Raw genomic sequence first — 12605 nt, 5'->3', positions numbered from 1 at the left:
GGCGGGGCGGACAGGCGTCCGATGCGCTCGCCCAGCTCGCGGACGCGCGCCTGCACCTGCGGCTCGGCCAGGACGCGCAGCCCGAACGCGAGTTCGGCGGGGCCGATGTCGTAGCGCTTCTCCAGGGCCAGGGCGAGCGCCACGGCGCGCAGCTCGGGCTCGCCGAAGCGGCGGTGCCCGCCGCCGCGTCCGGACCCGCCGCCGGAGACGGCGGACTCGCGGGTCGCGGGGAGCAGGCCCAGCGTCTCGCGGTAGCGGAGCATGCGGGGCGAGGTGCCGAGCCGCCGGGCGGCCTCCGTGATGCGCATGCGGCAATTCTGACAAATTCGTGTGAGAAAGTCGCCCTCGACCGTGCCCCGCGATGGGGTCCGCCCTTAGACTCGCGATCGGACGCACCCGCACGCCCTTCCCAGCACCGGCCGACATGATCGCGAAAGCCCAGGTCACCGGGGGCGGAGCGGGCGTCCGACCCTCGCGGGCCACGCTCGCGGACCCCAAGCGGACCAAGGAGCAACGAAAGCATGGACTACAAGGTCGCCGACCTGTCGCTGGCCGACTTCGGGCGCCGGGAGATCCGGCTCGCCGAACACGAGATGCCCGGTCTGATGGCGGTGCGCAAGGAGTACGCCGCCGCCAAGCCGCTGCGCGGCGCCAAGATCATGGGCTCCCTGCACATGACGATCCAGACGGCCGTGCTGATCGAGACGCTGGTGGAGCTCGGCGCCGACGTCCGCTGGGTGTCCTGCAACATCTTCTCCACCCAGGACCACGCTGCCGCCGCCGTGGTGGTCGGCAAGGACGGCACCGAGCAGGACCCGAAGGGCGTGCCGGTGTTCGCCTGGAAGGGCGAGACGCTGAAGGAGTACTGGTGGTGCACCGACCAGGCCCTCCAGTGGCCGGACGGCACCGGCCCGAACATGATCCTGGACGACGGCGGCGACGCGACCATGCTCGTCCACAAGGGCGCCGAGTACGAGAAGGCCGGCGCCGTCCCGACCGCCACCGCCGACGACCCGGAGGAGTGGGGCATCGTCCTTGAGACCCTCCGCCGGACCATCGGCGAGAAGCCCGGCCGCTGGACCGCCACCGCCGCCGAGATCAAGGGCGTCACCGAGGAGACCACCACCGGCGTGCACCGTCTCTACGAGATGCACAAGGCCGGCACCCTCGCATTCCCGGCGATCAACGTCAACGACTCGGTCACCAAGTCGAAGTTCGACAACAAGTACGGCTGCCGGCACAGCGTGATCGACGGCCTCAACCGCGCCACCGACGTGCTGATCGGCGGCAAGGTCGCGGTCGTCTGCGGCTACGGCGACGTCGGCAAGGGCTGCGCCGAGGCGCTGCGGGGCCAGGGCGCCCGCGTGATCGTCACCGAGATCGACCCGATCTGCGCGCTGCAGGCCACGATGGACGGCTTCCAGGTCACCACCGTGGAAGACGTGGTCGGCATCGCCGACATCTTCGTGACGACCACCGGCAACTTCAACATCCTCACGGCCGACCACATGAGCCGGATGAAGCACCAGGCGATCGTGTCCAACATCGGGCACTTCGACAACGAGATCGACATGGCCGGCCTCGCCAAGATCGACGGCATCGTGAAGGAGGAGGTCAAGCCGCAGGTCGCGACGTGGACCTTCCCCGACGGCCACTCGATCATCGTGCTGGCCGAGGGCCGCCTGATGAACCTCGGCTGCGCCACCGGCCACCCCTCGTTCGTGATGTCCAACTCGTTCACGAACCAGGTCATGGCGCAGATCGAGCTGTTCACCAAGACCGAGGAGTACCCGATCGACGTCTACGTGCTGCCGAAGCACCTCGACGAGAAGGTCGCCCGCCTCCACCTCGACGCCCTCGGCGTCAAGCTCACCGAGCTCACCAAGGAGCAGGCCGACTACATCGGCGTCCACGTCGAAGGCCCCTACAAGCCCGACCACTACCGTTATTAATTGCGTCGCCCTCGGCGTCGGGCGTAGAACGCCCTCCTTCAACGGGCGCCGCGGGCGATCGCTGCATCGCCTCGACTCGCCCAGGGGCTCGCTCGGCGATCGGTTTCTCGCAGGCTCGAAACCGGCTTCGCACGCGATCGCACGCCTGAGGCTTGGCGATTGTTGAGGAGTGGGCTGGGCATGCGTTGCGTGTGTTGAGGGCGGTTGCTGATTGAGTGGTGCTGCCGGACGGGGATCTTTCTTCCCCGTCCGGCAGCTACATGACGTGGGGTGTTGATGAGCGATATTGCGGACGCTTCGTTGGCTTATGAGGGGGTCAAGCGGATCGGGTGGGCTGATCGGAGCATGCCGGTGTTGCGGCAGATCCGGGAGCGGTTCGCCGCCGAGCGTCCGCTGGACGGTCTGCGGATCGCCGCGTGCATGCACGTCACGACCGAGACCGCCGGGCTCATCCGTACCCTTCAGGCGGGCGGGGCGTTTGTCGCGCTCGCCGCGTCCAACCCCCTGTCGACGCAGGACGACACTGCGGCGGCGCTCGTCCAGGAGTATGGGGCAGAGGTGTACGCGCGGGCGGGGATCGACCGCGAAGGCTATTACGCGCACATTCACCAGGCACTGGAGACCGGCCCGGACATCGTCTTGGACGATGGCTGCGATCTGGTCAACACCCTGCACATCGACCGGACGGACCTCATCGGCACGGTCAAGGCGGGGTGCGAGCAGACGACGACCGGTGTGATCCGCCTCCACCAGATGGCCCGTGAGGGCGCGCTGCGGTTCCCGGTCGTCGCGGTCAACGACACCGACACCAAGCACATGTTCGACAACCGGTACGGCACCGGACAGTCGACGCTGGACGGGATCATCCGCTCGACCAACACCCTGCTCGCCGGCAAGACCGTCGTGATCGCGGGCTTCGGCTACTGCGGGCGCGGCTTGGCCGAGCGGGCCCGCGGCCTCGGGGCCCGGGTCGTCATCACCGAGATCGACCCGGTGAAGGCGCTGGACGCGGCGTTGCAGGGGTTCGCCGTCCAGCCGATGGCGGAGGCCGCGGCGCACGGCGACGTGTTCATCACCGTGACCGGCAACCGGGAGGTCGTGAACGGCGCGCACCTGGCCGCGATGAAGGACGGCGCGATCCTCGCCAACTCGGGGCACTTCGACGTGGAGATCGACGTCCGCGCCCTGGAGGAGATGGCCGTGGAGGTGCACCAGGGGGTCCGCCCGCAGGCGGACGAGTACGTGCTGGCCGACGGGCGGAGGCTGGTGCTGCTGGCCGAGGGGCGGCTGGTCAACCTCGCCGCCGCCGAGGGGCACCCGGCCGCCGTGATGGACATGTCGTTCGCCGACCAGGCCCTCACCTGCGCCTGGCTCGCGTCCGCGCACGAGAAGCTGTCCCCGGCCGTCCACGACGTCCCGAAGGAGATCGACACGGAGGTGGCGCGGCTCAAGCTGGCCTCGATGTCGATCTCCATCGACCGGCTCACCCCCGACCAGGAGGACTACCTGCACTCCTGGCGGCTGGGTTCCTGAACCATGCCGGCCGGAGCGTACGTCCACCTCGACAGCGGCCTTGAGGAGCGCTTCCAGTGCGCGCCGGGCCCGGGCGGGTGGCGCTACGTCGGCCGCCGCTCGGACGGCGTCCGCGTCGATCTGGTCGTGGACGCGCGGTGGCGGCAGATCAGGCTCGAACTCGCGGCGCCGGTGTGGTGGATCCGCGGGGGCGTGACCGGTCCCGAGGTCGCCTGGGTCCGGGCGGCCGGCGAGACGGGCACCGAGCACCACGAGCGGGCCGCGGGTTTCCTGGGCGACTCGCCCGCCTTCCTCATCGCGATCGCCCGCTCCCTCCAGTTGGACGAGGGCGGGGAGAGCGACGTGCGGCTCGTCCGGCTGAGCGGGACGAGCCTCGCCGCGCTCACCGCCACCTGGCGCTGGAGGCTGGCCGGGACGTCGTGGCACGAGACCGACACCGAACCGCTGCCGGTCTCCGAGTACCAGATCACCGACCTGTCGACCGGCGAGGTGAGCGCGGTGCATCTGGCCGGAGATGTGGTGCTGGACGCGCCGGGCATCGAACTCGCGGAGCTGGAGTCGCCGCCCAATCTGGGTCCCTGAAATTTCACATCGCTTTTGATTGGCGTTGGATGCGGGCGGCGTGCCGCGTCCTGTTTTGAGGCTCTGACCTGCGGCTTTGCACTGCGGGCCGTGTGGGGGACGCGGGAGGCTCCAACGAATCTTGCCAACGGACGGGCCATTGTAAAACGCCCGCCCACCGGTCATCGTGACGGCACCGCAAGCGCTCGTGACCCTCCGTGCGGAAACCCCGCGGCGTGCCTCGGCACGCAGATCCGAATGGCAGGTTACCCCCCAATGCCGAAATCCAGCAGAATGCGTCCGCGATTGCTCCTCGCGGTCCTCTCGACGGTCGCCCTGGCGCTGGCCGGGCTCGGCGTGCCCGGCAGTGCCGGCGCGTCCGCCCCCGCCCCGTCCGAGTCGTCCCGGCAATACACCGTCACCGGTCCGAAGAACGCGCAGCAGCGCACCGAGGTCGCGCGGACCGGCGCGGCGATCGACGCCGTCCTCCCCGGCGAGCTGACGATCAGCGCGATCCCGTCCGAGGTGGCGGCGATCAAGAAACTCGGCTTCACGGTGAGCAGGCCGCTGCCCGCTCCCAAGCCGACCCCGGGCGCCTCGGCGACCTCGTACCACACCTACGCCGAGATGCGGCAGGAGGTCGACTCCGTCGTCGCCGCCAACCCGCAGATCACGCAGAAGTTCGTCGCGGGCAAGTCCTACGAGGGCCGCGACATCATCGGCATCAAGATCAGCGACAACGTCGCGACGGACGAGAACGAGCCCGAGCTGCTCGTCATCGCCAACATCCACGCCCGCGAGCGGCTCACCGCCGAGCAGGCCCTGGACTACCTCGGGCAGCTGACCAAGGGCTACGCGACCGACACCCGCGTCAAGAACCTCGTGGACAACCGCGAGATCTGGCTCATGCCGATGGTCAACCCCGACGGCCAGGTCTACGACATGACCAGCGACACCCAGGCCGGACGGATGTGGCGCAAGAACCGCCAGCCCAACCCGACCTCCACGGGCACCGACCTCAACCGCAACTTCAACTTCAAGTGGGGTTGCTGCGGCGGCTCGTCCACCAACGGGGCCAGCGAGACCTACCGGGGCACGGGCCCCGAGTCGGGCACCGAGACCAAGGTGATCGCGAACTTCGTGCGGAGCCGGAACGTGGGCGGCAAGCAGCAGCTCAAGATGTTCCTGGACATCCACTCGTACTCCCAGCTGGTGCTCTGGCCGTTCGGCTACACCACCAACAACACCGTCCCGGGCAGCATGTCCGCCGACGATGAGGCCGCGCACCGCGCCATCGGCACCGAGATGGCCCGCTCGCAGGGCTTCACGCCCGAGCAGTCCAGCGACCTCTACATCACCGACGGCTCGACCAACGACTGGACGTGGGGTGAGCAGCGCATCTTCTCGTACACGTTCGAGCTGGGCACCAACACCTTCTACCCGCCGCCGTCGCAGATCGACCAGCAGGTGCAGCGGAGCCGGGAGGCCCTGCTGAAGCTGACCGACTACGCCGACTGCCCGTACCGGGCCACCGGCAAGCAGGATCAGTACTGCAAGGCCTGACCCCGCCTCCCGCGCGGCGAGTTGTCGCCATGACCGCGCTCATGGCGACAACTCGCCGCTTCTCTGCGAACGGGGCCGGGGACGCCGGGGTCCCGGGCGGTCAGCCGGAAACCGGGGCCAGGTCGGGACGGATCTCCGCGTCGCCGGTCTCGCCCCGGCGGGTGGCGCGGCGGCCGAGGACGACCACGTAGGCGAGGAAGGCGGCCTCGGCGACGACGCCGATGCCGATGCGCAGCCACGTGACGTGCACCCAGCCGGTCACGAAGCCCTCGATGAGCCCCGACACCAGGAGCACCCCGATGAGGCCCAGCGCGATGCTGACGGACGCACGGCCCTCCTCCGCGAGGGCCTGGCCCCGGGTCCGCCGGCCGGGGTCCACGACCGTCCAGCCCATCTTCAGGCCGCCCGCGCAGGCCAGGTAGACGGCGGTCAGCTCCAGCAGCCCGTGGGGGAGGATCAGGCCGAAGAAGATCGTCCCCTTGCCGGAGGCGAACATCAGCCCGGCGACGATCCCAAGGTTGAGCTGGTTCAGCACCAGCACGTACACCGTGGGGATGCCGAGCATGATCCCGAAGATCAGCGCGACCGCCGAGACCCACGCGTTGTTGATCCACACCTTGAAGGCGAACGAGGCCGCCGAGTGCTCGGTGTAGTAGTTGGCGAAGTCCTCGTCGACCAGCTTGCGGATCTCCTCCGGCGTGGCGATGCTCGCCTGCACCTCCGGGTTGTGGACGATCCAGATCGCGACCACCAGCGCCAGCAGGTTCCCGAGCACCGCGTTCGCGAGCCACCACCAGCGCACCCGGTACGCGGCCGCCGGGAACGACACCGTGGCGAACCGCGTGACGTCCCGCCAGAGCGGGGCCTGCGCCCCGGCGACGGCCGCCCGTCCCCGCGCGACCAGCGACGAGAGCCGTCCGACGAGCTGCGGGTCCGGTGAGCTGGACCTGACCACCGACAGGTGCGTCGCGGTCCGCTGGTAAAGCTCGACCAGCTCGTCGATCTCCGTGCCCGACAGCCGGCGGCCGCGGTTGATCAGCCACTCCAGGCGCTGCCAGTCGGCGTTGTGCGCGGCCACATAGGCGTCGACGTCCACCCGGGGAGACTAACGCCTAACGCCTCCGAACCGGCAAAATGGGCCGGGCCCCCGGCATTGGAGGAACCAGGACATGGCCGAACTCGTCACCGGCGAGGCCGTAGCGCTCGACATCCGGGTCGCGCGCCTGGCCAGCCGCGGCTGCGCCCTGCTGCTCGACCTGCTCTTCCAACTGGTCATCCTCAACATCGTCGGCTACGTGACGGCCATGACGTCGCTCGTGGCCGACGACGCGTGGACGACGGGCCTGACCCTGCTCGCGATCGTCGTCGTCATCGTCGGCTACCCGTGCGCCTTCGAGACGCTGTCGCGCGGCCGCACCCTCGGCAAGATGGCGGTCGGCCTCCGCGTCGTCGCCGATGACGGCGGGCCGGTCCGGTTCCGCCAGGCGCTGGTGCGGGCGCTCGCCGGATTCATCGAGTTCTGGACGTTCTACAGCGCCCCCGCCCTGATCGCCTCCTTCTGCAGCAAGCGCGGCAAGCGCCTGGGCGACCTGTTCGCCGGGACGATCGTCATCCAGGAACGGGTGCCCACGTCCGTCTTCGGCCCGGTCGCGGTGATGCCGCCGCAACTCGCCGGATGGGCCAGGTCGCTGGAGCTGTCGATGCTCTCGGACGAGACGGCGATGACCGCCCGGCAGTACCTGTCGCGCTTCTGGGAGCTGCTGCCCGAGGTCCGCGACTCGCTGGGCCAGCGCATCGTGGACCAGGTCGTCGCCGCGGTCAGCCCTCCGCCGCCGCCGGGCGTCCGTCCCGAGATCCTGCTGTCGGCCGTCCTCGCCGAACGGCGCCACCGCGAGGAATGGCGCCTGGCCCAGCGCCGGGCCCGCCGGATGCGCCGCGCCGGACAGAATCCCTGGCCGCCCGCCGAGGCCATGCCCGTCCCCGCGATGGCGGGTGCGCCTTCGGCCCAGGGACCCCCCTGGCAGGGGCCCCCGGCGCCGCCCTCGTTCAGCGCGCCCGGCCCTGGACAGCCCCAGTTCCTGCCTCCGGCCAACTACGGGGCCGGGCCGTATCAGGGCATGCTCACCCCCGTCCGTCCGGGCGCCGCTCCACCCGCCCCCGGCCAGTACCCAACGGGCCCCTACCCGGGCGCTCCGGGACCGGCTGGTCAACCGCCCACCGGCCAGTACCCGACCGGCCAGTACCCGACGGGTCAGTATCCGATGGGTCAGTATCCGCGTGGCGCGAATCCGGCCGGTGGTGGCCAGCGCGGACCCTATCCGCCGGATGCGCCGCCCGAGCAGCGACGGGACTCCTGAACTGTCAACAGGGCGTAAAACCGCCTTGCCGTTGGGTACTTCTCCACCTTCCGATCGTCCTGAACAAGGACGGGGCGCGGGAGGGGGTGTCAGAGGCGCCCGGCGGCTTTGAGGGCCAGGTAGGCGTCCGCGAGGGCGGGGGCGATCTCGTCCGGCGGGGCGTCCACGACCTCGACGCCGTGGGTGCGGAGCTCGGCGGTGAGGCGGCGGCGCTCGGCGCGGGCCCGCTCGGCGGCGGCCGCGTCGTAGACGGCCGCGAGGTCGCCGCGCCCGCCCGCCATCTCGCCGATCCGCGGATCGGACACGGCGGCGATCATGACGAGGTGCCGGGCCGTGAGCTGGGGCAGCAGCGGCAGCAGGCCTTCCTCGATCGCGGCCGTGTTGAGCTCGGTCAGCAGGACGACCAGGCAGCGCTGCCGGACGCGCGCCAGCAGCGTCGACACCATCCCGGCGGCGTCGCACTCCAGCAGCTCGGGCTCCAGCGGCGCCATGGCGTGCACCATCGCGGGCAGCAGGTCCGTGCGGGAGGCGCCCTCGACGCGGGTGCGGACTCGGCGGTCGTAGGCGAGCAGGTCGACGCGGTCGCCGGCGCGGGACGCGAGGGCGCCGAGCAGGAGCGCCGCGTCCATGGAGCAGTCGAGGCGGGGGATGTCGCCGACGCGGCCCGCGGACGTGCGGCCGGTGTCGAGCACCAGGTAGATGCGCCGGTCGCGCTCGGGCCGCCACGTCCGGACGACCACGTCGCCGCGCCGCGCGGTGGCCCGCCAGTCGATGGAGCGGACGTCGTCGCCGTCCACGTACTCGCGCAGGGAGTCGAACTCGGTGCCCTGGCCGCGGATCAGCGCGACGTGCTGGCCGGTCAGCTCGCGCAGCCGGGCCAGCTTGGCGGGCAGGTGCCGGCGGGACGGGAACGCGGGCAGCGCCCGGACCGTCCACGGCGCGGGACGCGACAGCTGCCGCGCGGCGAGCCCCAGCGGTCCCACCGACCGGACCACGACGGTGATGGCCTTCCGGTCGCCGCGGCGGGTCGGCGTCAGCGTCATCTCGACGCGGCGGCGCTCCCCGGCGGGCACGTCCACCCGGACGGTGCGGGGCGCGGCGCCGCCGCTCGGCGGCCACACGTCCCGCAGGCGGGCCTTGAGACGGCGCCTGCCGAGGTTCTCCACGACCAGCGACACCCGGGCCGTCTCGCCGAGCCGGACGCTGGTGTCGCCCGTCCGGTGGAAGCGCAGCGCCCGCACGTTGCCCGCGAGGACGAGGTCGGCGACGACGCCGAGTAGCAGGACGCCCCAGAGCGCGAGCAGCGCCCACCAACTCGGCACGAGCAGCGGGACGAGCGCGCCGAGCAGCGCCAGCAGCCCCAGGCGTCCGGTCAGCGCCATCAGCGCGGCGCGGGGACGTGGGCGAGGATGCCCTCCAGCACGCCGTCGGCGGTCGCGCCCTCCAGCTCGGCCTCGGGACGCAGCTGCACCCGGTGCCGGAGCGTCGGGCGGGCCAGCGCCTTCACGTCGTCCGGCGTCACGTAGTCGCGTCCGGACAGCCAGGCCCAAGCACGGGCCGTGGCCAGCAGGGCGGTCGCGCCGCGCGGGGACACGCCGAGCTGTAGTGACGGGGACTGCCGGGTGGCGCGGCACAGGTCCACGACGTACGCGGCGACCTTCGGGTCAAGGTGGACGGCCCGTACAGCGGCCCGTCCGGCTGCCAGCTCTGCGGCGCCCGCCACGGGACGCACCTCCGACAGGTCGCGCGGGTCGAACCCGGCCGCGTGCCGTTGCAGCATGGTGATCTCTTCGTCCCGCGTTGGGACGGGCACGGTCAGCTTCACCAGGAACCGGTCGAGCTGGGCTTCGGGCAGGGGATAGGTGCCTTCGTACTCGATCGGGTTCTGCGTCGCGCACACCATGAAGGGGTCGGGCAGCGGACGGGCCGCTCCCTCCACCGAGACCTGCCGTTCCTCCATGGCCTCCAAGAGGGACGCCTGGGTCTTGGGTGGCGTCCGGTTGATCTCGTCGGCGAGCAGGAGGTTGGTGAAGACGGGACCCTCGCGGAACTCGAATTCCGAGGTCCGGTTGTCATACACCAGCGACCCGGTCACGTCACCGGGCATCAGGTCGGGGGTGAACTGGACGCGCTTGAAGTCCAGTTCCAGCGCGTGCGACAAGGTCTTGATGAGGAGCGTCTTGGCGGTTCCAGGGACGCCCTCTAGCAGCACGTGGCCGCGGCAGAGCAGTGCGATGACGAGACCGGTCACGACCGAGTCCTGGCCGACGACCGTCTTGGCCACCTCGCGGCGCAGGGCCGTGAGGGCCGCGCGGGCGATCTCGGCCTGCCGCCGGACCTCCTCGGGCATCCGGTCGGCTCCCGGCGCGCCGGCGGACGGCGCCGCGGCTCCCGGCTCGGCGCCCGCGCCGGGCGGGACATCGTCCTTCCCGAGGTCAACAGGATGGTTCACGACTGGCGTACCTGCCTTTCCAGGTCATCGAGGACGTTGGCGAGAGCGATCAGCCCGGCGTCGTCCGCGGGTTCAGGACCGTACAGGGCCGAGCCCACAACCGCCTCATTCCACCCGGTTCGGACGGCGACGGCGGCGACGATCTCCTGCGCGGCCGCCAGGTCCTGCGCGCTGGCGCGCGGCAGGCCCAGCAGGGGGACCATGCGGTCGCGGGCCCCGGAGCGCAGCGCGTCGGCGGCCCGGTCGCGGGCGCGGCTCGCGCGGTACAGGCGGGACCGTCCCTCCACCGTCTCGGCGGAGCGGACGACGACCGGCAGCGCCTCCGCCACGACCGGGCCGAGGCGCCGCCCCCGCCACAGGGCCACCAGCAGCACGGTGACCAGCAGTTCGAGGAAGAACAGCCAGACGCCGAACGGCACGAGGTCGACGATCGTCTTGTCGCCGGTGTCGGAGCCGGGCGGGGGCAGGTCGGGGATCAGCCACACCGCCGAGGAACGCGCCCCGACGAGGTTCATGGCCAGTGCCGCGTTGCCCTCCTCGGCGAGGTGCTCGTTGGTGAGGAACCCGGCCGAGCCCACCACGGTGACCGTGCGCCCGGCGGACTGCGTCTGGACGAGCCGGGGGAAGTCGCCCGCCTTGTAGCAGCCGGTCGCGTTGCCGGACGCCTCGTACGTCTGGGACTGGCCGAAGGAGACCCGTCCGGCGAGGGTCGCCGCTTGGAGAGCGCAGTCGGGCGCGGAAGTCCTGGCGAAGCTCGGGCCGGACGCCCGCACGCCCGGCGCGAGCGCCTCCAGTACGTCCCGGCTGGGCCGGACGAGCAGCAGGTCGCCCCGCGCGCCGCGCAGGCGGTCCAGATCGTCCGACGTCAGCCGCTCGGTACGGGTCACGACCAGGACACTCCCGGCCGTGGACGCGTCGGCGGCCCGCCCGGCGCGCCTGGCGACCGTCAGCGACGTGCCGCGCTGCTTGAGGATCTCGGCGAGCGCCCGGGTGCCGTCCTGCTTCGGCGACGTCGGGTCCAGCCCCTCCGGCGAACCGGAGGGACGCAGCGCCGCCAGCACGACCGCGATCACGATCAGGGCGAGAAACACGCCGACGACACCGCGGGCGGACCGCCAGCGCCGTCCGGCGACCTGCCCGGCGGTCGGCACGCCCGTCCCGTTCGCGCTCGGGCTCGCGCTCGGGCCGGTGTCGCGCGGCGGAGACTGGATCACCATCGCGTGCCCCCGTCCTCATCGGCTTCCGCACCGGCGGCCCCGCCCGGGGCGGCGACGCCCGCCGGGGTGAGGTCGTCGGACTCCAGCGGCTTGGGACGCGCCGCCCGCAGCCGCTCGTCCAGGTCCTTGAGCCGCGCGTATCCCTCGGCCGTGCCGGGACGGTCGCCGTACCAGACGTCGTCGAAGATCCGCACCCCGGCGCGCAGGCCGTCCGCCAGCTCGGGCACCGCCTCGCCCGCCTCGGCCGCCAGCTCGTCGGCGGTCCGGCCGGGACGCGGCCCCAGCACGGCCCGCTCCTCCAGATCGCGCGCGATGGCGCGCAGCCGCTCCCGGATCGCCTCCGCCCACTGCCCGGCCGCCGCGTACCGCTCCGCCGCCTCCCGATGGTCGAACGCGCTGGACGGCGCCTCCTCCAGCAGCGGGTCGGCGCGGGACCGCGGATTGCGGCGCCCCCACATGAGCCACACCACCAGCGCCACCGCCACGATCGCGATGAGGACGATCACGGCCACCGACAGCCAGCCGCCGCCGTTGCCGTGCGCGTTCGGCTGGGACGCCTGGCTGAACAGGTCGCGCAGCCAGTCGGCGAAACGATCCCAGGTGCGCTCCAGCCAGGACGGCTTGTCGCGCTCATAAATCTGCTTGTCCAACTCACGACGAGCCATCTCGCGCGCCTCGTCGCGCCCGATCGGATCGAACATCACGGCTTCGCCCCGCCCCTCGGCCAAACCCCCACAGACGGCTCCTGCGGCGCACCGGCCATCGGCGGCCCGGCCTGTGGCGGTCCGGCCTGTGGCGGTCCGGTCATTGGTCCGGCCTGGTATGGCGGTCCGGGCTGTGGCGGTCCGGGCACGGGTGGGCCTGTCATCGGTGGCGCGGGTTGTGGCATTCCGGTCATGTGCGGCCAGGGCCTGTCTCTTATACACATCTGACGCTGACGACGATAAGGCTCGTGTAGAGATCGGTGGTC

Annotated in this window: 11 protein-coding genes; 5 read left to right on the top strand and 6 right to left on the bottom strand. The window is 71.6% G+C overall.

Annotation, left to right across the window (positions count from 1 at the left end; genetic code table 11):
* Positions 1 to 308 (bottom strand): MerR family DNA-binding transcriptional regulator (locus tag E1298_RS34920; RefSeq protein ID WP_131900995.1); only part of this gene is annotated, 308 nt, incomplete at its 3' end.
* Positions 309 to 521: 213 nt separating this feature from the next.
* Between E1298_RS34920 and ahcY (E1298_RS34915) the strand changes: the two genes are divergently transcribed.
* The 4 genes from ahcY (E1298_RS34915) to E1298_RS34900 all read left to right on the top strand — a co-directional run bounded on the left by ahcY (E1298_RS34915) (position 522) and on the right by E1298_RS34900 (position 5609).
* Entirely contained in the window at positions 522 to 1952 is a 1431-nt protein-coding gene (ahcY, locus tag E1298_RS34915) for an adenosylhomocysteinase (RefSeq protein WP_131900993.1), read from the top strand.
* A 276-nt stretch (positions 1953 to 2228) separates the two neighbouring features.
* Complete coding sequence (gene ahcY / locus E1298_RS34910; protein ID WP_131900991.1) at positions 2229 to 3485, top strand: adenosylhomocysteinase; 1257 nt, start codon at positions 2229 to 2231, stop codon at positions 3483 to 3485.
* A 3-nt stretch (positions 3486 to 3488) separates the two neighbouring features.
* Positions 3489 to 4067, top strand: a complete 579-nt coding sequence (locus E1298_RS34905; RefSeq protein WP_131900989.1) for a hypothetical protein — start codon at positions 3489 to 3491, stop codon at positions 4065 to 4067.
* Between the two features lie 273 nt (positions 4068 to 4340).
* Entirely contained in the window at positions 4341 to 5609 is a 1269-nt protein-coding gene (locus tag E1298_RS34900) for a M14 family metallopeptidase (RefSeq protein WP_243725994.1), read from the top strand.
* Positions 5610 to 5709: 100 nt separating this feature from the next.
* On the opposite strand, the gene E1298_RS34895 is transcribed toward E1298_RS34900, so the two are convergent.
* Entirely contained in the window at positions 5710 to 6705 is a 996-nt protein-coding gene (locus E1298_RS34895; RefSeq protein ID WP_131900985.1) for a stage II sporulation protein M, read from the bottom strand.
* 73 nt (positions 6706 to 6778) lie between these two features.
* On the opposite strand from E1298_RS34895, the gene E1298_RS34890 reads away from it, so the two are divergent.
* On the top strand, positions 6779 to 7966 hold the full coding sequence (locus E1298_RS34890) for an RDD family protein (RefSeq protein ID WP_131900983.1): 1188 nt from the start codon (positions 6779 to 6781) through the stop codon (positions 7964 to 7966).
* Positions 7967 to 8055: 89 nt separating this feature from the next.
* On the opposite strand, the gene E1298_RS34885 is transcribed toward E1298_RS34890, so the two are convergent.
* From E1298_RS34885 to E1298_RS34870, 4 genes are all read right to left on the bottom strand, one after another.
* Positions 8056 to 9348: a DUF58 domain-containing protein gene (locus E1298_RS34885; protein WP_131900981.1), complete on the bottom strand. Its 1293-nt coding sequence runs from the start codon at positions 9346 to 9348 to the stop codon at positions 8056 to 8058.
* A complete protein-coding gene (locus E1298_RS34880) occupies positions 9348 to 10316 on the bottom strand; it encodes an AAA family ATPase (protein ID WP_207945014.1) in 969 nt (322 codons plus the stop codon). Before E1298_RS34880 ends, E1298_RS34885 begins: the two co-directional genes overlap by 1 nt.
* A gap of 98 nt (positions 10317 to 10414) precedes the next feature.
* Entirely contained in the window at positions 10415 to 11635 is a 1221-nt protein-coding gene (locus E1298_RS34875) for a DUF4350 domain-containing protein (protein ID WP_131900978.1), read from the bottom strand.
* Positions 11629 to 12336 carry a DUF4129 domain-containing protein gene (locus tag E1298_RS34870; RefSeq protein ID WP_341770671.1) on the bottom strand — a complete coding sequence of 236 codons (708 nt, stop codon included), beginning with the start codon at positions 12334 to 12336 and terminating at the stop codon, positions 11629 to 11631. The genes E1298_RS34875 and E1298_RS34870 overlap by 7 nt, the downstream gene beginning before the upstream one ends.
* Positions 12337 to 12605 lie beyond the last annotated feature (269 nt).

The sequence above is a fragment of the Actinomadura rubrisoli genome (assembly GCF_004349215.1).
Lineage (GTDB): Bacteria > Actinomycetota > Actinomycetes > Streptosporangiales > Streptosporangiaceae > Spirillospora > Spirillospora rubrisoli.
This window is presented reverse-complemented; position numbering and strand designations above follow the sequence as displayed.

Coding starts and splice junctions, on each gene's coding strand:
- ahcY (WP_131900993.1), top strand. CDS start 522: ATGGACTACAAGGTCGCCGACCTGTCGCTGGCCGACTTCGGGCGCCGG.
- ahcY (WP_131900991.1), top strand. CDS start 2,229: ATGAGCGATATTGCGGACGCTTCGTTGGCTTATGAGGGGGTCAAGCGG.
- E1298_RS34905 (WP_131900989.1), top strand. CDS start 3,489: ATGCCGGCCGGAGCGTACGTCCACCTCGACAGCGGCCTTGAGGAGCGC.
- E1298_RS34900 (WP_243725994.1), top strand. CDS start 4,341: ATGCGTCCGCGATTGCTCCTCGCGGTCCTCTCGACGGTCGCCCTGGCG.
- E1298_RS34890 (WP_131900983.1), top strand. CDS start 6,779: ATGGCCGAACTCGTCACCGGCGAGGCCGTAGCGCTCGACATCCGGGTC.
- E1298_RS34885 (WP_131900981.1), bottom strand. CDS start 9,348: ATGGCGCTGACCGGACGCCTGGGGCTGCTGGCGCTGCTCGGCGCGCTC.
- E1298_RS34880 (WP_207945014.1), bottom strand. CDS start 10,316: ATGCCCGAGGAGGTCCGGCGGCAGGCCGAGATCGCCCGCGCGGCCCTC.
- E1298_RS34875 (WP_131900978.1), bottom strand. CDS start 11,635: ATGGTGATCCAGTCTCCGCCGCGCGACACCGGCCCGAGCGCGAGCCCG.
- E1298_RS34870 (WP_341770671.1), bottom strand. CDS start 12,336: ATGTTCGATCCGATCGGGCGCGACGAGGCGCGCGAGATGGCTCGTCGT.